This is a genomic window from Pseudoalteromonas sp. Isolate3 (assembly GCF_022398505.1).
GTDB classification, from domain to species: Bacteria; Pseudomonadota; Gammaproteobacteria; order Enterobacterales; family Alteromonadaceae; genus Pseudoalteromonas; species Pseudoalteromonas apostichopi.
On the sequence record NZ_JAKEVN010000005.1, the window covers coordinates 20257 to 42054 of the forward strand.

General features: G+C 41.3%; 24 protein-coding genes. 12 read left to right on the forward strand and 12 right to left on the reverse strand.

Annotated features, from left to right (window positions below):
- Nucleotides 1-49: 49 nt before the first annotated feature.
- Genes L1D46_RS02175 through cyaY form a run of 7 tightly spaced genes read right to left on the reverse strand, consistent with a single transcriptional unit; the run spans nt 50 to nt 8568 of the window.
- The gene (locus tag L1D46_RS02175) at nt 50-2746 is read right to left on the reverse strand and encodes an ATP-binding protein (RefSeq protein ID WP_239976693.1); all 2697 of its coding nucleotides are present in this window, start codon (nt 2744-2746) and stop codon (nt 50-52) included.
- Nucleotides 2747-2776: 30 nt separating this feature from the next.
- Nucleotides 2777-3886 carry a heme biosynthesis HemY N-terminal domain-containing protein gene (locus L1D46_RS02180; protein ID WP_239976694.1) on the reverse strand — a complete coding sequence of 370 codons (1110 nt, stop codon included), beginning with the start codon at nt 3884-3886 and terminating at the stop codon, nt 2777-2779.
- Nucleotides 3883-5703, reverse strand: coding sequence for a uroporphyrinogen-III synthase (locus L1D46_RS02185; RefSeq protein ID WP_239976695.1), 1821 nt, complete (start codon nt 5701-5703; stop codon nt 3883-3885). Before L1D46_RS02185 ends, L1D46_RS02180 begins: the two co-directional genes overlap by 4 nt.
- Nucleotide 5704: 1 nt before the next feature.
- Complete coding sequence (gene hemC, locus L1D46_RS02190; protein WP_130050042.1) at nt 5705-6643, reverse strand: hydroxymethylbilane synthase; 939 nt, start codon at nt 6641-6643, stop codon at nt 5705-5707.
- Nucleotides 6644-6679: 36 nt separating this feature from the next.
- Nucleotides 6680-7570: a DUF2914 domain-containing protein gene (locus L1D46_RS02195; RefSeq protein WP_239976697.1), complete on the reverse strand. Its 891-nt coding sequence runs from the start codon at nt 7568-7570 to the stop codon at nt 6680-6682.
- Nucleotides 7571-7591: 21 nt separating this feature from the next.
- On the reverse strand, nt 7592-8248 hold the full coding sequence (locus L1D46_RS02200) for an alpha/beta fold hydrolase (protein WP_130050044.1): 657 nt from the start codon (nt 8246-8248) through the stop codon (nt 7592-7594).
- Nucleotides 8245-8568 carry an iron donor protein CyaY gene (cyaY, locus tag L1D46_RS02205; protein WP_036974421.1) on the reverse strand — a complete coding sequence of 108 codons (324 nt, stop codon included), beginning with the start codon at nt 8566-8568 and terminating at the stop codon, nt 8245-8247. The genes L1D46_RS02200 and cyaY overlap by 4 nt, the downstream gene beginning before the upstream one ends.
- A 148-nt stretch (nt 8569-8716) precedes the next feature.
- Between cyaY and L1D46_RS02210 the strand changes: the two genes are divergently transcribed.
- The 8 genes from L1D46_RS02210 (at nt 8717) to L1D46_RS02245 (ending at nt 14874) form a co-directional block, all read left to right on the forward strand.
- A complete protein-coding gene (locus L1D46_RS02210) occupies nt 8717-8896 on the forward strand; it encodes a lipoprotein (RefSeq protein ID WP_130050045.1) in 180 nt (59 codons plus the stop codon).
- Complete coding sequence (gene lysA, locus L1D46_RS02215; RefSeq protein WP_239976698.1) at nt 8897-10150, forward strand: diaminopimelate decarboxylase; 1254 nt, start codon at nt 8897-8899, stop codon at nt 10148-10150.
- Between the two features lie 64 nt (nt 10151-10214).
- Nucleotides 10215-11045, forward strand: a complete 831-nt coding sequence (gene dapF / locus L1D46_RS02220) for a diaminopimelate epimerase (RefSeq protein ID WP_130050047.1) — start codon at nt 10215-10217, stop codon at nt 11043-11045.
- The gene (locus L1D46_RS02225; protein WP_239976699.1) at nt 11042-11653 is read left to right on the forward strand and encodes a DUF484 family protein; all 612 of its coding nucleotides are present in this window, start codon (nt 11042-11044) and stop codon (nt 11651-11653) included. The genes dapF and L1D46_RS02225 overlap by 4 nt, the downstream gene beginning before the upstream one ends.
- On the forward strand, nt 11650-12603 hold the full coding sequence (locus L1D46_RS02230; protein WP_178926468.1) for a tyrosine recombinase XerC: 954 nt from the start codon (nt 11650-11652) through the stop codon (nt 12601-12603). Before L1D46_RS02225 ends, L1D46_RS02230 begins: the two co-directional genes overlap by 4 nt.
- A 12-nt stretch (nt 12604-12615) precedes the next feature.
- Nucleotides 12616-13326: an HAD-IA family hydrolase gene (locus tag L1D46_RS02235; protein ID WP_167658810.1), complete on the forward strand. Its 711-nt coding sequence runs from the start codon at nt 12616-12618 to the stop codon at nt 13324-13326.
- Nucleotides 13327-13392: 66 nt separating this feature from the next.
- Entirely contained in the window at nt 13393-14505 is a 1113-nt protein-coding gene (locus L1D46_RS02240; protein WP_239976700.1) for a retropepsin-like aspartic protease, read from the forward strand.
- Nucleotides 14506-14514: 9 nt separating this feature from the next.
- On the forward strand, nt 14515-14874 hold the full coding sequence (locus L1D46_RS02245) for a HopJ type III effector protein (RefSeq protein WP_130050052.1): 360 nt from the start codon (nt 14515-14517) through the stop codon (nt 14872-14874).
- A gap of 14 nt (nt 14875-14888) precedes the next feature.
- On the opposite strand, the gene L1D46_RS02250 is transcribed toward L1D46_RS02245, so the two are convergent.
- Both L1D46_RS02250 and L1D46_RS02255 read right to left on the reverse strand, forming a co-directional pair.
- Complete coding sequence (locus L1D46_RS02250; RefSeq protein ID WP_178926466.1) at nt 14889-15296, reverse strand: GNAT family N-acetyltransferase; 408 nt, start codon at nt 15294-15296, stop codon at nt 14889-14891.
- Between the two features lie 47 nt (nt 15297-15343).
- On the reverse strand, nt 15344-15649 hold the full coding sequence (locus tag L1D46_RS02255; protein ID WP_063700650.1) for a DUF6482 family protein: 306 nt from the start codon (nt 15647-15649) through the stop codon (nt 15344-15346).
- A gap of 81 nt (nt 15650-15730) precedes the next feature.
- Between L1D46_RS02255 and L1D46_RS02260 the strand changes: the two genes are divergently transcribed.
- From L1D46_RS02260 to L1D46_RS02270, 3 genes are all read left to right on the forward strand, one after another.
- On the forward strand, nt 15731-16417 hold the full coding sequence (locus tag L1D46_RS02260) for a pseudouridine synthase (protein ID WP_130052216.1): 687 nt from the start codon (nt 15731-15733) through the stop codon (nt 16415-16417).
- 68 nt (nt 16418-16485) lie between these two features.
- Nucleotides 16486-16860 (forward strand): BlaI/MecI/CopY family transcriptional regulator, encoded by a 375-nt coding sequence (locus L1D46_RS02265; protein ID WP_054554650.1) that lies wholly within the window; start codon nt 16486-16488, stop codon nt 16858-16860.
- 9 nt (nt 16861-16869) lie between these two features.
- The gene (locus L1D46_RS02270) at nt 16870-18075 is read left to right on the forward strand and encodes a TonB family protein (protein ID WP_239976701.1); all 1206 of its coding nucleotides are present in this window, start codon (nt 16870-16872) and stop codon (nt 18073-18075) included.
- A gap of 79 nt (nt 18076-18154) precedes the next feature.
- Here the strand turns inward: L1D46_RS02270 and L1D46_RS02275 are convergent, their stop codons facing one another.
- On the reverse strand, nt 18155-18538 hold the full coding sequence (locus L1D46_RS02275) for an MAPEG family protein (protein WP_178926464.1): 384 nt from the start codon (nt 18536-18538) through the stop codon (nt 18155-18157).
- A 235-nt stretch (nt 18539-18773) separates the two neighbouring features.
- On the opposite strand from L1D46_RS02275, the gene L1D46_RS02280 reads away from it, so the two are divergent.
- Nucleotides 18774-19652 carry a DMT family transporter gene (locus L1D46_RS02280; protein WP_239976702.1) on the forward strand — a complete coding sequence of 293 codons (879 nt, stop codon included), beginning with the start codon at nt 18774-18776 and terminating at the stop codon, nt 19650-19652.
- 46 nt (nt 19653-19698) lie between these two features.
- On the opposite strand, the gene L1D46_RS02285 is transcribed toward L1D46_RS02280, so the two are convergent.
- Nucleotides 19699-20016, reverse strand: coding sequence for a multidrug efflux SMR transporter (locus tag L1D46_RS02285; RefSeq protein WP_130050057.1), 318 nt, complete (start codon nt 20014-20016; stop codon nt 19699-19701).
- A complete protein-coding gene (locus L1D46_RS02290; RefSeq protein WP_239976703.1) occupies nt 20016-21548 on the reverse strand; it encodes a carbon-nitrogen hydrolase family protein in 1533 nt (510 codons plus the stop codon). The genes L1D46_RS02285 and L1D46_RS02290 overlap by 1 nt, the downstream gene beginning before the upstream one ends.
- Between the last annotated feature and the right edge of the window lie 250 nt (nt 21549-21798).

Sequence of the window (21798 nt, forward strand, 5' to 3'; positions counted from 1 at the left end):
TTTCAAGTTTAGATGATTTTATTTACTTTTTTGAGGTCAAATGTCTGCTTTAATGACCGCTATCATTATGCAAGAAATGCCACAAAGTTTTAAAAAGTTTATCAGCATCAATTGGCTTCGTTAAATAACCATTCATACCACTGGCTAAGCCTTTCTTTTGGTCATCATCTTGGGCATTTGCCGATAAGCCAATGATCGGTAAATCAGTGATCAGCAACTCATTGCGAATAACTTTGGTTGCTTCTAAGCCATCCATATTCGGCATTTGAATATCCATGAGCACAAGGTCATAGCTTTTTTCACTGATCATCTTAATAGCCTCGCGGCCATCTTTAGCAATATCAGGTTGGCAGCCTTTGGTTTTTAAAATAGAACTCGCCACATGTTGATTCAATGGGTTATCTTCAACCAATAGAATTGCATCATCGGCAAATGAAACAGTAGTCACATCTATATCAGCTAACTCATCATCACTATGAACCACCTCTTCAAGAGGAGACTCAAAAGGCAGCGAAATTGTAAATGTTGAGCCTTGTCCCTCAGTACTACTGAGGCTTATCTCGCCTCCCATCATAACAATGAGTTTTTGGCAAATACTCAAGCCTAAACCTGTACCACCGAAGCGACGAGAGGTTGAGCTATCAGCTTGTGAGAATGGTTTAAACAGGCGCTGCTGGGCCTCTTTACTGATGCCAATACCTGTATCAATAACACTAAAGTAAGTAAATTCACCCTGCTGCCAAATCCGCACTGTAATCGTTCCCTCTTGAGTGAACTTCACCGCATTATTTAGCAGATTCAATAATATTTGTTTTAAACGGATTGGATCGGTATGGATCAGTAGGTGTTCAGAAGCATCAAACTCAACTCTAAATTCTAAAGAGCGAGAGTTAAGTTCAAACTGCAGTAAGTTCGTTAATTCACTCACAAGCGCATTCACATCAATAGGCTCTTGATGTAACTCCAGACGCCCTGCTTCAATTTTAGAAAAATCTAAAACATCATTTATCACCCGTAATAGAACATTCAATGCACCGTCTGCTTGATCGATATAACTACGCGCTTGTTGCCAATCTTGCTCTTGCATTGCTAAGTAATGCAGCCCCTTAATACCATTAATAGGCGTGCGTATTTCGTGACTCATATTAGCTAAGAACTCACTTTTAATTTGGCTAGCTTTATCGGCTTTTTGTTTTTCTTCGCGAAGGCTTTGGGTTTGCTTTGCTACTTGCTGACGAATTTGAATATTAGTGCCTGTTACCGATATCAAAAAGGTAATTAATAACCACACAAACAGCATTCCGACTATTTGCGCAAGCCAATAAGACAGCCAAGATGACTGGGCTACTGATTCCCATAGTTTCACCTGCCAAACACGCTCACCAATAATAAAATTAAAGCTTGCGATTGCTGTAGTGCCAACACGATGAGGGCTGTAAATTTCAACAGGGTTAGTACCATCGGTAACATCAAAAAAACTGGCATCAATCTCGGTGTTTTGATTAAAGTTAAGTGTTTGCGCCAACACTTCCAGATTGACCACAGCAACAACATAACCTCTAAAACCTACTTGATGGTTAATGTCTGAATAAACAGGGTTAAAGAACAAAACGCCCTTTTCGCTGCCATCTCCTTGCATAAGGGTGATTGGTTCACTCACAGTGACATTTTTAATTAACCGAGAGTCTGTAAGCGCTTGTTTACGTAATTCGTTTGAGGCCAAATCAAAACCTTGAGCGGGTTGGTTGCCCTCTAAAGGGTGAACATATTGCACCGGAAAATACACCGCTCGCTTACTCACCGGCTGCCATTGCCCTGCAGCATTTTTTTCTTTCACGTAATAGTGGGTGCCTAGTTCATCACGCAGTAGATTTTGATAATTAGTTAGTTGCGAGTGAATAACCTTTGGCGCCCATTCAAAGGCAAGTATCTCTTCACTGTATTGCAATTGACGTGCTGTAAAGCGCTTAAATTCATCAAAATCAACTGCATCGCTACTAGCAAAAAAGGTCGCTAATAAAGCTAAGTGTGACTTAATTTCATCAACTTGGTGCTCAAGATTAGTATGAATCGCACTGACTTTGGCTTGCTGGCGCTGTAAGTCTTTATCTTTTTTTACACTGGCTGCGCCATAAAAACTGACACAAATAACCATATAGATTAATAGCGACGGCACAATTATTTGTAGCCGCTGGCGAGTGTGATGGTAACTAAATGCAGCTAAAACTAATGGCGTGAAAATCAGCACTCCAATACTGTCACCAATCCACCATGCAATAAAATTATTAAGTGCCGCATAACTCGGAATAACATTATTTATGACCAGTAAAGCTGTGCCAATTGATGCCGCAATCAAGCTACACAAAGGGCCGCCAATCATTAAACCAAGCATACTTTGCTTTAATGACGATAACTCAATCGGGCGTTTAACTAGATGAATAATAATGTAATAGGCAAGCCAAGCTTGGAATGTTGAGGCACTTGTCACGCCAATAGCCTGCAGCATCATTTGCCAATGGAAAATATCAGTGGCTTTATCAAGGTGAATGAGGTTTACAAAGAACGCCCCTAGCAAAACTCCTGGTAGGGCACGATTTCGAAATAGCAAGATACTGGCAAGAGCAATACCTGAAGGCGGCCATGCAGCAACCGCATAACCATCAATCGCCAGCAAAGAATTACTTAAATACCCTGTAAGAAAGTAAGCAAGTGCGATACTTATGGTCAGTGTAAATAAGTTCTTCAAGCCATCGCTCCTTTGCTGGCTGGAGTAAAATTATTGATAGAGTACCAATGCTTTTTCTGGCTGGGCACTTTTACTATAACTGAGTACAGCTTGCTGCAAATAGGCATTACGATTATCAGCATTAAGTGCTTTATCAAATACCCGCGCAGCTAAATCGTACTCACCATGAGCATTCGCTAAACATGCTAGGGCTAGAAGTAAATCTGTATTCTCGGTGTCTTTTTTCAATACATCTTGCAAACTTGCTTGCAGCTTGAGTGCATCGCCAGGGCCACTGGTACGTAAAATACGTGCTAAATCTTTATGCTGCAGCGGTTTTTTAACCATTTTAATTAAGCTTAACTCTATTTTATTTAATTCGCCCGCCTTTGCCATCGCTGCCAAATAACTTACTTCAGCGTGTGGTTTAAGGTTTTTCGCTAATTGCTCATAGCGCGCAGTTAAATCCTCGCTTGACTGCGCTGCAAAGTAGCGATCAAACAGTTGCTGCCATTCCTGCTCTGAAAGTGCTTTTTTGCGTAATAAGCGAGGCATGAAGTCATTAAGTGCAGCCCATTTTTGCTCTTGCACTAAAACATGGGCATACATTTTGAGCTCTAAACGGGTAGCTTTTTTGCGTTCAGCTGAGGCTTTTAGATCAGCAAAAATAGTGCTGGTTTCACCGCTGGCAATCCATAACTTAGCCACATTTAGTTGATTATTTTGACTTATGTTATCAAGGTAGCTAATCGCCTTTTCGTTCTCATTACTCGCTAATGCCGCTTTAGCAAGAAGCGCATAACGTATATCGGTCCACTGGTCTGCAACACTGTTATTATCAAGGGCTAGCTCCAGCTCTGCATAATCGTTATTTATTAAGCTCCATACACCTTGCTCAATAGCCGCTTGTTTAAGTTCTTCACTACGAGCAAAAAAGCGATGGCGTGTGTGGCTATACAAAGACCATAAATAACGAACTAGTTTATAAAGCACATATATTGCAGTAAGTGCTAACAGTAAGAGTGCTGTAACGCCCCAAATAGTACCTTCAATGGTTGTTTTATTAAAGGCAATTAATACATAACCCTTTTGATCAATAAAAAAGGGGGCAATTCCCAAACAGACGGCTATCGCAAAAATGATTAATAAAAAGCGGATCATTGTGCCCACTCCTTCACCTGCTCAGTACTTTGCAGTGACACTTTTGGGCTGAAATCAAGTTGCTCTTTTGAAAGCTCAGCGAGGCTTTTTAATGCCGCTTTTGTTTGCGCATCATCTTGCTTAAAGTAATCTTTTACCAAGCTATGTGCAGCATCAACAGCGCTAAAATACACACTGCTTTGTTTACTTAATACAGCATCTTGCGCTTGAGCTAAGTATAAGCTTAAGCGCTGTTTAACTAAGTGGCGCTCTTGCTCACTTAAAAATGGTGCGATAACCATATCTTCACGTGTGCGTACTTCTACAAAGAAGTCTTTAAACTGCTGCCATGATTTCGCAAGGTTCTGACGCCATTCACTGACATTTTCGCTCAATTGATTTGGATCTTCTTTGACGACTTCTTCAGGTAGTGAAATAGCATTAAATACTAGTTCATCAACTTTTTGATTAATGCCATGCAGTTTTAAATAAATTGCTTCAACTGCAACAGGCTCTATGGCATTCAAGGTTTGCAAGTCTTGGTGAATTGCTTGGCGAATAGCTCCTGTACCCGGGTGTTCTGCTAGCAAGCTATCTAAGCGAGATAGCACAGCGGCAGCTCCTTGGTAATCGTGCTCTGCCCACAATTTAAACTCGGCCATACGTTGCAGGCTTGTAACCTCTTGCGGATTAAGCGTGAAAGTTTGCTGCTCAGCGCGCTTTAAAGCCGCTTGTAATTGCTGCTGAGTTTGCTCAGCACTTTCATTTAGCGCCTCAGAGACTTTTTGTTCACTATTATAAAGCGAATGTTGTAATGTTTGCTGCGCACTTTTTAATGCATCAATCTGCTGTTGTAAGCGTTGGTTTTCATCTGTCAGCTCAGTAAATGCAACAGCTGATTGCTGATCACTATTTAATTTGTGATAAAACTCATAGCCAACAGTAGAAGCCACTAAAAGTGAAATAAGTAACGCTAAGCTACCTGATTTGCTGATACCTTTTTTTGCTTGCACAGGCGCTTTCGTCCCAGTATTTACCGTTTGCGCTTTTTTATCTGGCTGTGCAGTCACTGGCTTTGCGGGTTGTTTTGATTCTGCTTCACTCATTTTGCTACCTTGCTGATTAATGCAGGTGAACATAGCGCTATCGCTCGCCCCTGCAGCAATATGTATCTGTGTTCTTGCGACCTTTTGTTGCTTTAAATAGTCAGCAATACGCTCACTAGCAACGAAAAATTGTCGCTCTTTCAACCATGTAAGCTGAGGCTCATTTAAGCCATTAAAAATGGCATCCACCGCTGCATTACTAGTAATGACTATACCTTCTACATCAACTGTTTGCCAGTGGTCCATCCACTTACCAGGCTCGCTCTCAATTGCGCTACGCTTGTAAACAACCAACTGATTCAATAAAGCACCACGTTGTTTTAAGGTTTTCGCTATCGTCGTGCGCCCGCCTACACCTTTCACTAATACAATGTTACTCAGCTCTACATCTTGCAGCGTTTTTAGCTCGAGCAGACCTTCTGAATCATGTTTTTTTGGCAAAGCAGCTCGACGTCCAAACGCCTCATAAACCGCATCAGCAGTTTGCTGACCAACCGCATAAAGTTGGGCTGCTTTGTTAATTGTTGGTGTGAGTTTTAACAAGGCATGTACGGCATCTTGCGAGATAAAAATAACTTTATCGGCATTTTCTAGCGGCGCAAGCTCACTACTATTAACCGTGAGGTAATCTAAGGTAAGGACTGGACATTGGGTTGTTTGATAACCCGCCTGCTGAAGCTCAAGAGCAAGCTCAGTGCCTTTTCCTTCTGGACGAGTTATCAAAATATGCATATTAAGCGTCTCTATATACTTCAGCTAAAATTTTATCGGCACCTTGCTCAAGTAGCTTTTCAGCAAGTGTAATACCTAACTGCTCTGCGTCAGCCACTGGACCTGTCACTTCATCACGCAGCATTTGGCTGCCATCAATAGCGCCCACTAAACCACGTAAATGCACTTGCTCACCCTCAACTAGTGCAAATGCACCAATTGGTACCTGACAGCCACCTTCTAAATGGCGGTTCATCGCACGCTCGGCATTTACACGAATCCGTGTTTCATTATGCTCAAGCGGAGCTAGTAGCGCTTTTGTAACCTCATCGTCAATACGACATTCAATACCTACTGCGCCTTGACCATTTGCAGGTAATGATACTTCAGGCTCAATAAAGGCAGTGATGCGTTCTGGCATTTCTAAACGAATTAATCCCGCAGCAGCTAGGATAATTGCATCATATTGACCATCATCTAGTTTTGCTAAACGGGTGTTAACATTACCGCGTAAATCACGAATATCTAAATCAGGACGCGCTTCGCGAATTTGGCATTGGCGGCGTAAGCTTGACGTACCAACAATAGCACCTTGTGGTAACTCATCTAAGCTTTTGTAGTTGTTAGATACAAATGCATCACGAGGGTCTTCACGCTCACAAATTGTGTTTAAGGCTAAGCCTTCAGGAAACTCAACAGGTACATCTTTCATCGAATGCACCGCAATATCTGCGCGGCCATCAAGCATGGCTTGTTCAAGCTCTTTTACGAATAAACCCTTACCACCAATCTTTGCCAGTGGCGTATCAAGGATAATATCGCCTTGCGTCGACATAGGAACCAACTCTACCGTTACGTCGTCATGGAAGTGCTCTAATTGAGCTTTAACAAATTCTGCCTGCCATAAAGCAAGCGCACTTTTACGGGTAGCGATACGAACTAGTTTTGTTGTCTGTGTCATGAAAAATCCAATTAATTATCAGGCTGATACTAAATGTTACTCAGCTAAAATTCTAAACTCTTTTTGGGCCAGCAAGTTGCCATCTGCGTCAATAACCTCAACACGCCAATCACCGAGCTGCTCTGGCATGATGTTTTTTGTTGAATAAGTACGAAAACGCGGGCTACTTACAGCTAATTCAATAGAAGCAAGCTGCTGGCCTTGGTAATACCATTGATGACGAACAGTTTGCCCCTGCATATTTCTAAGCTCACTAAAAAAGCTTAAGCTATTACTAATTTGCGCTAATTTTACATCGTTTTTTAGAACATTGACTGGTTCTCGATCAACAACATCGGTTGTTAATACTGCGCGACTTACTTTGTCTGTATCTATTTTAGCGCCAATTGCAACACTGGCAATATGTGCTGAGTGTGAAAACTGCTGCTGAACATCGGGTACTGCAGCAACCTCTATTTGCTCTTCAGTTTGCAGTGGTTCTTCATCGGGAGTGACAGCTGATGTTTCAGGCAGCTGTTGCCCATCAAAAACCTGCTCACTCACGATCTCTATATCTACTGTATTTGCTTCAGGTTCAGCTACGTCTGAGATAGCGACCTCTGTAATAGCACTTTGTTTACTATCAGTAACCGCTGGTTGCTCATTTACTGGTGATGCAGTCACTTCTTTTGGTTCTTCTTGTTTGGCATCATTTAAAGGAGCTTGTAACTCAACACTTGCAAGCTCCGATTGCGGCTCATCCTGTGCTGATTGCTCAGCATTTACAGCCCCAATAAAGCTATACACTAATATAGCCAGTGCAACTAAGATGACACTGCTGACCATAAAAATACGTCGCCAATGCCATTGATAAGTGACCGCCGTAGAAGTTGAATTAACTGCTTCAACGGTATTCATATTTGCTGTAATTACAAGTTTCTTTGTCATGTTGGCCTCTAAAACCAAAAATTAACTCAAGCGAGCAATTAACCACTCACGAATAGCGATTAGTTCTTCACCACAAACTTGGTGCGCCATCGGGTAATCTTGCCAGCTTACTTCCATGTTGTTAGCGCTAAGCACATCAAATGCCTGCCTACCTGCATTATGTGGTACCACATCGTCAAATCGACCATGGGCCATAAAGATGTTTAAGCCTTGCTGCTTGATTTCATCGGCTAATTTATCTGGCACGCACATATAGGTTGATAGTGCCATTACACCCGCTAATTTATAGTCGAGTCGTGGCGCTAAGTGTAGCGATACCACACCACCTTGAGAAAAACCTGCAAGAATAATTTTGTTAGCAGCAATCCCTTTTGCAATTTCTTGATCAATAATCGCAGCCACTTTTGCAGCGGATTCACGAACCCCTTGCTCATCGGCACGCTTATCTAAATCCATTGATTTAATATCGTACCAAGAGCGCATCGCCATACCACCATTAATGGTGACTGGTTGCACAGGAGCATGAGGAAACACAAAACGCACTCCAAGCTCTGCTGGTAGTGCTAGTTGTGGTGCCACTGGCGCAAAACCATCGCCTGAATCACCTAACCCGTGTAACCAAATGACTGTTGCTTTATGTTCACTCTGTGCTGGATATTCAACAAACTCTAAACTCATAGTTCTGAGCGCCACTCGATAGGTTGCCCCGCTTGACGTGTTGCTGCATCACACATAAATTGCCAAAACTCAGCACCCGAGCGGTTATCAATCCACTTATCATCGCGTAGTTCAAAATGGTGACCATTAAATTTCGTCGCAACCCAAACTTGATGAAGTGGTGCTTGCTTGTTGATCACTATTTTACTGCGATCTGGGAAGATGATTTCTAAAATACCTGACGCTGATTCATAATCTAAGTCGGCATCACATTCATCGATTTGCTCTTCAATAGTTAGCATTAATGCATCGGCTAGTGTGTGGTATTCATGATCAGTCATTTTAATGTCCTTTAACTGGCTTTAAGCCTAGATCTGGAGGCAGATTGTGTACATCAAGTGTAACAGGAATAAATTCATCCGCGAATAGCTGCATTTTTTAAATATTCTGTTACTCTGCGATTATAAAGCCAGCAATCGTATTAATCTAATGAAAGAGACTCATAGCCAAAAATTAAAAACAATCTTACCACTTAGCGCCCTACTTCTAACCCTCGCCGGTTGCGGACAAAGTGGTGCTCTTTATCTACCAGATGATACTGCACAGCCTAAAGAATCTCAGCCGCAGGCTGATCCATCCGAACAACCAGAGCAAAAACAGGACCAATAGATGGACTTTTTTAACTACAATAATAATCAGCTGTTCGCTGAAGACATCGCTGTCAAAGAGCTGGCAGAGCAATACGGTACACCGTGTTATATCTATTCGCGTAAAACCTTTGAGCGCCATTACCATGCCTTTGCTGATGCAGCAAAATCGCATAAAAGTTTGGTGTGCTATGCCGTAAAAGCCAACTCTAATATTGCAGTGCTCAATATTTTAGCGCGGCTTGGTTCAGGTTTTGACATCGTCTCAAAGGGTGAGCTTGCTCGTGTAATCCAAGCTGGAGGGGACGCCAGTAAAGTGGTATTTTCTGGCGTTGCAAAAACAGCCGATGAAATTGCGTATGCACTTGAATTGGGGATCAAATGTTTTAACGTTGAGTCAGTGGCTGAGCTTGAGCGTATTTCAGAAGTGGCTACTTCTCTTAACCATTTAGCGCCTATTTCGATTCGTGTAAACCCAGATATTGATGCTAAAACGCATCCTTATATCTCAACAGGTTTAAAAGAGAATAAATTTGGTATTGATATTCAAACTGCGGTGACAGTATATCAACACGCTGCATCTCTGCCTGGTTTAAAAATTACCGGTGTAGATTGCCACATTGGTTCGCAGCTAACAGAAATTAAACCTTTCTTAGCTGCACTTGAAAAAGTGCTAACACTTATCGAAGAGTTAAAAGCCGCTGGCATAACACTTTCACACCTCGATATTGGTGGCGGACTGGGTGTGCCATATAACGGCGAAACACCACCTCATCCAAGTGAATATGTTGATAAAATTACCGCTCGATTAGCAAATTACCAAGATTTAGAGCTGATTTTTGAGCCTGGTCGTGCAATTGCTGCAAACGCAGGCATTTTAGTCACCAAAGTTGAGTTTATTAAACAAAACCAAGATAAGTTCTTTGCTATTGTTGATGCGGGTATGAACGATATGTTACGTCCATCGCTATATCAAGCTTGGCAAAATATTGTGCCGGTTGAACCTCGCGTAGATGATACGCCTCCTCACAACTACGACATTGTAGGCCCTGTTTGTGAAACCGGTGACTTTTTGGGTAAAGACCGCGAACTAGCGCTACAAGCCGGTGACCTTTTAGCGCAGCGCAGCGCTGGTGCGTATGGTTTTACCATGAGCTCTAACTACAACTCGCGCCCTCGTGTTGCAGAGATTATGGTGGATGGTCAGCAAAGTCATTTAATTCGTCAACGTGAAACCTTAGAAAGCCTATGGCAAGGCGAGAAAATTTTACCATAAACGTTTTTATAACCGGGCAGCTCTGTGGCATGATTAGCTCAGAGCAATCCTGAATTAGAGCGTTATGTTAGTTAATTTCTCAAAAATGCACGGCCTAGGTAATGACTTTGTTGTTATTGATAACATTACTCAAAATGTTTTCTTATCTCGTGACCAAATAAAAAAGCTGGCAGATCGCCATTTCGGCATTGGCTTCGATCAACTACTTATGGTTGAAGCCCCTTACTCTCCTGATCTAGATTTCCATTATCGTATTTTTAATGCCGATGGTAACGAAGTTGAACAGTGTGGCAATGGTGCGCGTTGTTTCGCCCGCTTTGTTCGTATGAAAGGTCTTACCAATAAGCATAAGATTTCAGTTTCAACAAAATCTGGCAACCTCACTCTTTATATTGAAAAAGATGGCCAAGTTACGGTAAATATGGGCCACCCAAATTTTGAGCCGAACAAAATCCCATTTAAAGCCAGCAAGCGTGAGCTAACTTATATTCTTCGCACTGAGGAACATACTGTATTTAGCGGCGCAGTTTCAATGGGTAATCCACATTGCGTTTTAGAAGTTGATGACATTCATACAGCAGAAGTTACCACTCTAGGACCACTGCTTGAAAATCATGAACGTTTTCCACAACGCGCAAATGTTGGTTTTATGCAGGTAATTTCACAAGATCACATTAAACTTAGAGTGTGGGAGCGTGGCGTAAGTGAAACATTAGCATGTGGTACAGGTGCCTGTGCCGCAGTCGTGGTTGGACAAATTCAAAGTAAACTCGCAAGTACCGTACAAGTCGACTTACCAGGCGGGAGTTTGCAAGTACGCTGGCAAGGCGAAGGCCATCCTGTTCGGATGACTGGCCCTGCTGAGCATGTATTTGATGGACAAGTGGCATTATGAGCAAACTAACAGAACAACAAATTGCTGAATATTTAAAAGCACACCCTGATTTTTTTATTAAAAATCCTGATGTACTCGCTGAAGTTGAACTACAACAGCAAACAGTTGGTGCAACGTCTTTGGTGCATATTCAACAGCGCCAATTACGTGAACACAATACGTTATTAAAAAATAAGATTGAGCAGCTCGTTGAACAAGCAAAAGAAAACGAGTTAATTTACCGCTTATTTAGCGACTGTCATCGTCAGTTATGGACTAACTATGACTTTACGACACTGGCTAGCAACTTGCGCAATATTATCTGCACAAATCCATCCATTAACGAATGCCACTTAGTTAAGTACGATAAAAAGTTTGATGAGTTAATTGCTCACCGCCTGCAAAACGACGGCATTTACTTGGGCCGAGTAAGTCAGCAAGAAAGAGACTTACTATTCTCAGACACGACTCAATCGACTGCTTTATATCTAATAGGTAACACGAAACACCCTGTCGCAATTTTGGCGTTTGGTAGCGATGACGTAAGTCACTTTGAACCGGCAAAAGACAGCTTTTTTGTCCTTGAGTTTGTGCGCTCATTACAACTGCGCTTATTGGAACTTGCATGAGCGATGTGAAGACGCCAGACATTGATGAATTAAGTGATGCTTGGCGAACACCCATCCAACTTTTTGCAGACTACTTACGCTACGAAAAACAATACTCAGCGCACACAGTTAACCAATACACGAGCCAACTAGGCTTTGCAGCGTTGTACTTTAGTAAACTCTGTGAAAACTGGTTTGCGGTACAAGGTGAGCATATTCGTCGTTACAGCATGCAAATGCGTAGCAAACAATTAAGCGGCCGCACAATCAGTTTAAAACTGAGCTGTATTCGCAGTTTATATAAATTTTTAAAAGCCAAAAATATTGCCAGTCAGGCACATTATCATAATCCGGCAGAAGCCATTAAAGGGCCTAAATTTTCCAAGCCTTTACCCAAAAATTTAGACGTTGATCAAATGGCTAAACTACTAGAATTGCCAGATGATGATCCTTTAGCTATTCGTGACAAAGCTATGATGGAATTAATGTATTCATCAGGTCTGCGAATTAGCGAGTTAGTTGGCGCTAACATACAGGATATAAACCCTACTGAAGGTGAAATTTTAGTCCGTGGTAAAGGTAACAAAGAACGTTTATTACCTGTTGGCAGTAAAGCACTCAGTGCATTAAAAGCATGGTTGAAAATTCGTCCTCAATTTGCGCATCCAGATGAAATAGCGGTATTTGTTAGCAGCCAAAAGAAGCGAATTTCCGTGCGCCAAGTTCGCCTTCGTATGCAAGAATGGGGTATCAAACAAGGGATCAGCTCGCAAGTGCATCCACATAAGTTACGCCACTCTTTTGCTTCACATATCTTAGAGTCGTCAGGAGATCTACGTGCCGTACAAGAATTATTAGGACACAGTAGTTTGTCTGCAACTCAAGTTTATACGCATTTAGATTTTCAACATTTAGCTAAAGTGTACGATAACACCCATCCACGCGCTAAAAAGCGCCCAACATCAGAGTAAACTCTTGTAATTATGATCCGATTTAACCGTGCCTTATCGCCAGTTTCTGTTTTAAGTTTTGATTTAGACGACACACTTTATAACAACCATCCGATCATTAAATCAGCCTTGCAAGCACAAGCTGATTACCTTGAGGCGTTAGAACAATGGCCAGCGGATAGCATGAGCTATTGGTTAGAATGCCGCGATAATGCTTTAAGACAAGATGCGACTCTAATCGATGACGTTACGCGCTGGCGACAAACAGCCTTACACTATGCCATGACCAACCTTGGTTTTTCTGCTGAGCAAGCTAAGTTTCATGCCGAAAATGCATATCAGGCATTCGCTGATGCCCGTAGTAAAATAACCGTATCTGATGAGGTACTTGAATTACTTACTAATCTCAGCAAACACTACCGCCTCATCGCCATCACCAATGGCAATGTCGAGGTAGAAAAGTTTAACCTTCATGGCATTTTTGAGTTAGTACTACAAGCCGGTCCACACGGAAAAGCGAAGCCGCACAGCGCTTTATTTGATAACGCTGCAAAACAGTTAGAGGTTACTCATAATGAAATTTTACATATCGGCGATAGCCTAGATACTGACGTACAAGGTGCAAATAATGCAGGTTGCCAAAGTGTTTGGCTAAACAACCAAGCAACTCAATATCGTTATCTTGGGTTAGCTGATATTGAGATACGCAATATCATGGCACTCAATCATTTAGTTAAAAAGTAACTTCTTTCAAAATTTGCTTTATGCTGAGTAAATAACAAACAAAAATAGAAAGCTTATGGCAGAAGAATGAAGGCTCTACTTAAATTAATATTACTGTGTTCTCTTAGCTTAAATGGTTACTTCATATGGCAGTTATTTTCCCCTGAAAAACCAGTAATACTAGAGGCAGACGCACCAACGCCTAAAGTAAAGAAAAGCGCTGTTTTACCAGCCCACTTTCAGCAAGCGGTTGTGTTGTTTAGTAACCACTTATTCGACAAAGCTGTTGCTGAATACACGCAACTACTCACCAATGATCCACACTATGCAAAACAACTTAAACAAGCTTGGCAACAGCAACTTGAGTCATGGCTTTCCCATAAAAATTTCACCTTAAGTGAGCTATTTTTAACGGCTTTTTTAAATAGCCACCCATACGATGTCAGCATGCTTGAATTTGATGCTAAGCGTTTAATAGCACAAGGTGATACCCAACAGGGAATTATCAATTTACTGGCTCTTAGCAACCAGTTAGACAGCAATAAAAAGCAACAACTTAGCAAACAAATAGACGAGCTAAGCACATCCTTTATTGGTGAGCTTATAGCGGCACAACAGTGGCAGGTATTACATAGTAGCAGTCAACACTGGCTTGATTACGCCCCAGGTAACGCACATTACCTATATGCCAATGCATTAGCAAACTACCATTTAGAAGATTATGTAGCTAGTCAAATCACCCTAGATCAACTTCCTGAAAATCATGAATTTAAACAGCAAGCTGAGCAATTACGCCAATTGATACAACAAGCCTTAGCAGGTGTTGACGTTATAAAATTAACCGCTCGAGGTTCACACTATCTAATAACCGGCATCATCAATGATGATGTCGAAACCGAGCTAATGATCGACACTGGCGCTAGTTTTACGGTCATAAACCAAACATTATTAAACTCGCTTAATACCCCTCCTAATTACCTTGGCACATTGCAAGTAAACACAGCTAACGGCGTTATTGAAGCTCAGCGTTATCAGCTCGAGTCATTTCAAATCGGACAACAGCGCATCAGTAATTTTGAAGTGTTGGTAATAGAAAATCATGCTGGTTATGGCTTACTAGGTATGAACTTTTTAGAGAATTTTAAGTTTAATATCAATCAGCAAGTGAATGAGTTAGAGTTAACAAAGAACAATTTTTAAGGACAAGCAATGACTCTTAATGAATTTCTTTCGAAATTAGCAAGCTCACCGCAACAGATTGAGTTTACCGATACAATGGCAGTAATAGACAACAATTATGACTTTATTCCAAGCGGTTTTAACAATCATGGGCTGCTTAGCGAAGCAAATGAAAATAATGGCTCGTGCAAAATTTTTGCCTTTGCAAAACTTAATCAACTAAGTAAGCAAAATACCCTAGATTGTTTTGGCGCATTTTATCGTGAAGAAGTATTAAAGAACCCTGAAGGGCAAGACCACATGAACATTCGTACCTTTATGCTTGCTCCTGAAGCCACCCCTTTCTTAGGAATTACATTTACCGAGCAAGAAGTACTTAAAGCGAAGTAATCTAAGCACAATAATCAAAGGCTTTTTTCCATAAAATAACGGCAACCGTCGAGCGGGTAATTTCTCATCTCATACTTTACTTGGTAGCCGTTCTTTTCGTAGAAAGGTTTGGCTTGAAAATCGAGAGTATCGAGTTGCGCGGTGTTTGCACCAAGCGCTTTAGCCTTACTCTCTAATTCGGCTAACAATCGTGTCGCAAGCCCTTTACCACGCGTCTTATCATCACACCAAAGCCAACTTATTATCAGCCAGTTGCCAAACACTTGGCCGTGAATACCTGCTACAACACTGCTGTTTTTAGCTATGAACTTAAAACCAAGAGGAATACGTTCGGCATTAAAATGCCCAGCATTGTAAGCAACAATATGTTCTCTTAGCTGGTTGTTTAGTTCAGCTGAGTCATCACTTTTTAATTGATACATAGCATACCTTTAAAATGTTATGACTCAGTATACGCTTATATCCTTAATCAGTATAAGTGGTTCTTACCATAAGGAACTTCGAGCATATTACTAGCCAGCTTTTCTGGCTGACCACACATTTCATCATAAGCACTTGTGTGGCGTAATACCATGTCACCATAACTTAAATGATCGAGACGCTTTTGAATGTGCAACGGGCTAATATCGCGGATAAACTCACCTTGCTCATCAGTAACATAATATTCAACGTTATTGATCACCACAGACACCTGATACAGCGCCATTTCCAACGAATGAAGGATAACCTTTTGCAGTGGTTGGTGCGCTGCAAGTTCAGATAACTTAATTGCCATGTCGAACCCCTTTTGTATGGTAGTACTTCTTATACGCGGGTTTGATATACTGTGATCAAATTAATTGTACAAAAATCACTCATGACTGAAAAAGTACGACTTGCCAAATTTATTGCCCATGCAGGTGTTTGCTCTCGAAAACAAGCATCGCGCTTGATAGATCAAGGTGAGGTAACAGTAAATGGCCGTGCTGCAAATCATATAGATCACGTTGATGAACATGATGATGTGATTGTACGTGGCGAAAAAATTTCAGAAAAAGCGCCACTAACCTACTTTGCGTATCACAAACCCGTTGGTATTGATTGCAAATTAAATGCTGACGACCCAACCAGTCTTATTCATAGTCTGCCTAAAACCACTCGCGTTTACCCAATTGGCCGGCTCGACAAAGACTCCCGAGGTTTGTTAATTTTGACCAATGACGGTGAGTTTTGTAATCAACTGATCCACCCTGATTATCATCAACCCAAACGCTATTTAGTTACGGTAGATAAGCCTCTTGATAGCGTCTTCTGTGACAAAATGGCAGATGGCGTACCCGTAGATAAGCAAATAACCCTTCCTTGTGAGGTGACTCAAGTGACCGAAACGCAGTTTTACATCGTCTTAAAACAAGGCTTAAACCGGCAAATACGAAAAATGACACGTTATTGTGGCTACAAAGTCATAGACCTTTACCGCACAGATATCGCAAAGCTTTCACTCACCACGCTGAATTTGCCCGAAGGGCACATAGTCAGTATCAAAAAAAGTGACATTCTCTAACAAAAAAGTTTGCATTAATTGATTACAAGTGTAATCTTAAAATAAAGATTACATCTGTAGGTATAAAAATGATTGAACTTTCTAAAGCAGAATTCGAAGTATTAGATGCGGTATGGCTTGGCTACCCTGCCACTGCAAGTGAAGTAATTGCGCGTTTAAGTGACGATAAAGAATGGCACGAAAAAACCATTAAAACACTGTTGAGCCGTTTAGTTAAAAAAGGCGCACTAAGCTTCGAAAAACAAGGTCGCCAATATAACTACACCCCTTGCATCGCCCGTGAAGAATACACATTAAAAGAAAGCCAAAGCTTTATTGAACGCTTCTTTAATGGCCGTATTGCGCCATTAGTGAGTGGTTTTGCTAAATCAGAGCAACTCTCGCAACATGATATTGATGAGCTAAAAAAGGTCATTGATGATTGGGAAAAACAGCAAAAGTAAGGCTTTGTTATGTTAGATGCATTTTTTAATTGGCTGTTAGATCAACAGCTTTTGATCTCATCTGCAATTATGTTTTTATTGCTGCTAGAGCGAAAGCTACTAAGTCAGCTGTCGGCTCGCTTGGTTTATACACTTTGGGCGCTTTTACCTATTGGTTTATTTTTAGCGAACCTACCAGATCACTTAAAGCCGATACAAAACAACTTTATCAGTAAGCTGACTATCACGCCAAACACAGCAATAATGCCGCAATTTACACCAACTTGGTTCGCTGTTTATGTCCTTGTAACTGCTGCGCTGCTACTCACTGCCGTTTACTTTCATTACCGCTTTTTAGCCAAACTGCAATTAGAGCAGATTACAGTCGACCATCACAGTATCCAAAGTCTGTGCTTATATCAAAGTAAACAAATAAGTTCACCTATGGTTGTGGGCGTTATTAACACCAAGTTAGTGCTGCCAACAAATTACCATAGTCACTACGACAACCTTGCTTTAGCACTTATTTTAGAACATGAATCAGTGCACATTAAACGCAAAGACAACCTAATAAACGCCATCGCTTTAAGTGCCACTATTTTGCTGTGGTTTAACCCTCTTGCGTGGCTTGGTTATGCGAGCTTGCGCCGTATACAAGAGCTTTCATGTGATGAGCAAGTGCTCAAAAATAAATCGACAGAACAACGAATTTTATACAGTAAGGCATTAGTGCACTGTGCAAGCTTTAGTAGAGCAGGCTTAATGGCTTATTCACAATACGGAGATAAAAACACCATGTTACAACGTCTAAATCAAATAAAGCAGATCGATAACAGCTCATTTATTGCAAAAACAGCGTTAGTTATTTTTACAGCGGGCATGCTTAGCAGCTTTGCCATTGCAAAACAGCCTATGTCAGTTGAAAAGACAAAAGACTATCAAGCGGTTATGCGCGTAGAGCCGATATACCCAATTCGAGCTGCAGAGCAAGGCATTAGCGGTTCAGTCGTTTTGAAATACGATATTTTACCAAGTGGCGCCACCAGCAATGTTAGTGTGGTAAGTGCGGAGCCTGAAGATGTTTTCAATCGAGAAGCGAAAAGAGCCTTAAAACAATGGCAATATGCGCCATCTGAATCTGGCTTTAAAAACGCCTTAGTACAACTCGACTTTGCCTTAGACGAAAACTATCAAGCAAATGATTTAATTGAGAAAATTAAAGTTAGTTCGAAATAAGCAGTAACAACTTAAGACCCTAAAGCAAGCGCCTTATTTAAGCCGCTTGCTTTGTGGTTTTTAACTCATAGCCTTGTGACTAGAGGCAAAGTGCAATCATAGCCACAGCACAAACATAACCCACTAGCCAGACTAGTGAGCGCAAAATATCCTGGTTTATGTAGTAAAAAATACAATACAACACACGGGCAATAACATGCATAATCGCAAGGGTTTCAGTCACCTGATAGATATTATTGCTACCGATTACGACCGCCAGCGCTACTGCAAAAATAATCAACGATTCAAAGCTATTTTGGTGTGCAGCCAATGCACGAGCACCAAAGCCGGTTAGTTTTGCTTGTTGTTCACGTGGGTGCTTGTTGTCATAGCCTGACAACTTATTTTGTGCAAAAGCCACAGGTGCTTTAGCTAAATAGGGAATGAGTACTGCGATGAGTGCGCAGATAATCAGTGTTGTCATGATATTTCCTTATCTTGTTTAAATTACTCTCTACCCTATCGTAAACAAAAAAAAGCCGCTACTTATAACAGCAGCGGCCAGCAATAGCATCATTGTCACTATAGCCTAATGCTTACCTAAAAGCCCTGCGGCATATTGTCACAGCTGAGTTTTTCTCAAGTTGGTCGATAAGCTAATGCTCTCATTCTTTGGTTTTGTTACTCTAATTGCCTCTCCTAATTAATTTATTTTCAATATGACTTGGATTTTCTTAACCATTTTTGCAGCATTTATGCAGTCATGGCGCAATGCGCTGCAAAGTAAACTCAGTGCGACGGTCAGTGTTGCTGGGGTAACACTTGCTCGCTTCATTGTTGCCAGTCCTATAGCGGCCCTTTATTTATTAGCACTATATCAATACCAAGATGCAGCTATTCCTGACTTTAACTTAGCTTTTATTAGCTACATTGTTGGTGCCAGTATTGTTCAAATCGTTGCCACTGGTTTGATGGTAAAGCTTTTTAAAATGAATAACTTTGCTGTGGGTGCCGGGCTTGCCAAAAGTGAAGCGCTAATGGCAGCGATTTTAGGTGTTATGTTTTTTGGCTCTGCACTTTCATTACTTGGCTGGATTGGGGTATTTATTGGTGCTATCGCCGTACTGCTATTGAGTGGCATCGCGAATGTTAAACACTTTAATTTAGGCACTGCCCTACTTGGGCTGGCTTGTGGCACTTCATTTGCGCTTTCATCTTCATGGATCCGTGAGGCAAGCTTAAATTCAGGACTGACTTTCCCGTACTCAGCTGCGTGGGTATTGCTGCTGATAATTAGCTTACAAACGTTGATGCTGTGCGTGTATATTGCATTCAAAGAGCGCGATACGTTTAAAAAGATGTGGCATCACAAAGGCACTACCACGGCAGTCAGTGTTTGTAGCTGCTTAGGCTCGATAGGTTGGTTTAGTGCTATGAGTTTGCAGCACGTTGCTTATGTAAAAACACTAGGACAAGTTGAAGTTTTCTTTACCATTATGGTATCGATACTTTGGCTAAAGCAGCCATTAAAACGCCAAGATACAGCAGGGCTTCTGTTAATTGCACTGGCAGCCATTCTTGTTATGCTACCTAGTTAGTTACATTTTTGTCATTAAAAAAGCGGCTATGCCGCTTTTAATTTAGTTAATGACTAATTTTAAGAGTTATCACACCACTTATTATTAAAAGTACTCCGGCAATGCGGCCAAATGTCGCAGCATCACCATAAAATAAAATACCCACCAAGAAGGTGCCTGCTGCCCCTATACCAGTCCATACAGCATAGGATGTTCCCATTGGGATATCTTTTTGCGCCAACCACAACATAAAGCCACTTGCGACCATAAAGGCAACGGCTATCGCAATACCTAACCAGCGACTGTCAGCTTCTTGAGACATTTTAAGACCAACTGGCCAGCCAATCTCTAGCAGTCCAGCAACAATTAAATACAACCACGCCATTATTGGTCTCGTTTTTTCAAGATCACGTCATATAAGTCTTCACGGCGGTCTTTTAAGTTTCTAACTGTACCTTCACTGTGAAGGATTTTCAGCTTATCCATATCTAGATCACTGAATAACAGCATTTCAGTATTAGGTGTTGCTTCATTCAAGGTTGCATCATGCGGAAACGAAAAATCAGAAGGGGTAAGAACAGCCGATTGAGAATACTGTACATCTAAACTCTCTACCTCAGGTAAATTACCAACAGAACCCGCAATCACAACATAACATTCATTTTCAATTGCACGCGCTTGTGCACAATGACGAACACGTAGGTAACTGTTTTTAGTATCAGTCCAAAATGGCACAAATAAGATATCCAACCCTTGCTTTGCAAGAATACGTGAAAGCTCAGGAAACTCGACATCGTAACAAATTTGAATACCGACACGACCTGCATCTGTTTCAAATACAGCAATTTTGTCACCCCCTTGGATCACCCAGTCATTTTGTTCGTGAGGCGTAATATGAATTTTACGCTGCTCATCAATCTTACCGCTTCGGTGACATAAATAGCTGACATTATAAATCTTATCGCCTTCAGCTAGCGGCATAGACCCGGTGATAATATTGGCATTATATTCAACTGCCATACGCGACATTGCATCACGAAAAGTTTCTGTGTACTCCGCTAAATAACGAATTGCCTCAGTTTGATTACTTTGCTCAGTGAGGCCCATTAATGGCGCATTGAAGAATTCCGGAAACAGAATAAAGTCACTTTTATAATCAGATACCGTATCAACAAAATACTCCACCTGTTTGAGAAGCTCTTCAACAGACTCAACACAACGCATTTGCCATTGTACGGCACCGACTCGGACAATTGACTTGGTTGACTCAAGTACCGTATCAGTCGGCTCAAACATAATGTTATTCCACTCTAGTAAAGTGGCATAACCGACAGATTCTTGATCTTCAGGAAGGTACTTTTTGAGTAAACGTTTTACTTGGAAGTCATTAGAAAGCTGAAAACTTAAAATCGGATCATAAAGCTCTTTGTGGTCAACTTTTTCGATGTACTCCATTGGCGACATTTCTGTACTGTGATTGTAATAACGCGGAATTCGCCCACCCGCTAAAATAGCGCGTAAGTTATACTGACGGCACAGCTCTTTACGTGCATCGTATAAACGGCGCCCAAGTCGCATCCCTCGGTGAGTTGATGATATAACCACATCTAAACCATAAAGCGCATCGCCTTCAGGGTCACTAAATACTCTGTCATGGCCATCAACAATATCTTCATAGGTATGCGGGTTCGAAAAACGCGCGTAATCTACCTGAACACTTAACGCGATGCCCACTAAAACACCATCGTCAACAATGCCTATTTGTCCTTCTGGAAACTGATCTATCAGCCTAAAAATGGTGTGGCTTGGCCATGCACCGCCAAGCCCTGGATATGCTTGGTCCATAAGAGTTTTTATTTGTGGGTACTGTTCTTTAGTTAGATTACAGATCTCTAAATGCGTTTTTTCGGCCGGCATAGATACTCCTTTTTTAGGCACGAGATAACAAGCAAAGCAAACATTCAGTCAGCATGTTTCTAGATTAGCTTTAACTAGAGTGGCATCAAATCCCCACTCTGCCAAGACCCAAAGCTTAACAAACGTGATGTGAACAAACGCTTATCTTCACTGATAAACATTCGCTGCAAGCGTTTACACAGCAAAAGCGATCAATTATAAACCTGCATTGCTCAACTTTTCATCTATAATTACGCTACACTCCATGTGT

Excerpts from the sequence above, each read along its gene's own strand:
- L1D46_RS02225 (WP_239976699.1), top strand. The coding sequence starts at position 11,042 with ATGAGCAAACTAACAGAACAACAAATTGCTGAATATTTAAAAGCACAC.
- L1D46_RS02195 (WP_239976697.1), bottom strand. The coding sequence starts at position 7,570 with ATGACAAAGAAACTTGTAATTACAGCAAATATGAATACCGTTGAAGCA.
- L1D46_RS02200 (WP_130050044.1), bottom strand. The coding sequence starts at position 8,248 with ATGAGTTTAGAGTTTGTTGAATATCCAGCACAGAGTGAACATAAAGCA.
- L1D46_RS02265 (WP_054554650.1), top strand. The coding sequence starts at position 16,486 with ATGATTGAACTTTCTAAAGCAGAATTCGAAGTATTAGATGCGGTATGG.
- hemC (WP_130050042.1), bottom strand. The coding sequence starts at position 6,643 with ATGACACAGACAACAAAACTAGTTCGTATCGCTACCCGTAAAAGTGCG.
- L1D46_RS02250 (WP_178926466.1), bottom strand. The coding sequence starts at position 15,296 with ATGTATCAATTAAAAAGTGATGACTCAGCTGAACTAAACAACCAGCTA.
- L1D46_RS02240 (WP_239976700.1), top strand. The coding sequence starts at position 13,393 with ATGAAGGCTCTACTTAAATTAATATTACTGTGTTCTCTTAGCTTAAAT.
- L1D46_RS02285 (WP_130050057.1), bottom strand. The coding sequence starts at position 20,016 with ATGGCGTGGTTGTATTTAATTGTTGCTGGACTGCTAGAGATTGGCTGG.
- L1D46_RS02290 (WP_239976703.1), bottom strand. The coding sequence starts at position 21,548 with ATGCCGGCCGAAAAAACGCATTTAGAGATCTGTAATCTAACTAAAGAA.
- L1D46_RS02260 (WP_130052216.1), top strand. The coding sequence starts at position 15,731 with ATGACTGAAAAAGTACGACTTGCCAAATTTATTGCCCATGCAGGTGTT.
- L1D46_RS02270 (WP_239976701.1), top strand. The coding sequence starts at position 16,870 with ATGTTAGATGCATTTTTTAATTGGCTGTTAGATCAACAGCTTTTGATC.
- L1D46_RS02235 (WP_167658810.1), top strand. The coding sequence starts at position 12,616 with ATGATCCGATTTAACCGTGCCTTATCGCCAGTTTCTGTTTTAAGTTTT.
- L1D46_RS02210 (WP_130050045.1), top strand. The coding sequence starts at position 8,717 with ATGAAAGAGACTCATAGCCAAAAATTAAAAACAATCTTACCACTTAGC.
- L1D46_RS02255 (WP_063700650.1), bottom strand. The coding sequence starts at position 15,649 with ATGGCAATTAAGTTATCTGAACTTGCAGCGCACCAACCACTGCAAAAG.
- L1D46_RS02230 (WP_178926468.1), top strand. The coding sequence starts at position 11,650 with ATGAGCGATGTGAAGACGCCAGACATTGATGAATTAAGTGATGCTTGG.
- lysA (WP_239976698.1), top strand. The coding sequence starts at position 8,897 with ATGGACTTTTTTAACTACAATAATAATCAGCTGTTCGCTGAAGACATC.
- cyaY (WP_036974421.1), bottom strand. The coding sequence starts at position 8,568 with ATGACTGATCATGAATACCACACACTAGCCGATGCATTAATGCTAACT.
- L1D46_RS02245 (WP_130050052.1), top strand. The coding sequence starts at position 14,515 with ATGACTCTTAATGAATTTCTTTCGAAATTAGCAAGCTCACCGCAACAG.
- L1D46_RS02180 (WP_239976694.1), bottom strand. The coding sequence starts at position 3,886 with ATGATCCGCTTTTTATTAATCATTTTTGCGATAGCCGTCTGTTTGGGA.
- L1D46_RS02275 (WP_178926464.1), bottom strand. The coding sequence starts at position 18,538 with ATGACAACACTGATTATCTGCGCACTCATCGCAGTACTCATTCCCTAT.
- L1D46_RS02185 (WP_239976695.1), bottom strand. The coding sequence starts at position 5,703 with ATGCATATTTTGATAACTCGTCCAGAAGGAAAAGGCACTGAGCTTGCT.
- L1D46_RS02280 (WP_239976702.1), top strand. The coding sequence starts at position 18,774 with ATGACTTGGATTTTCTTAACCATTTTTGCAGCATTTATGCAGTCATGG.
- dapF (WP_130050047.1), top strand. The coding sequence starts at position 10,215 with ATGTTAGTTAATTTCTCAAAAATGCACGGCCTAGGTAATGACTTTGTT.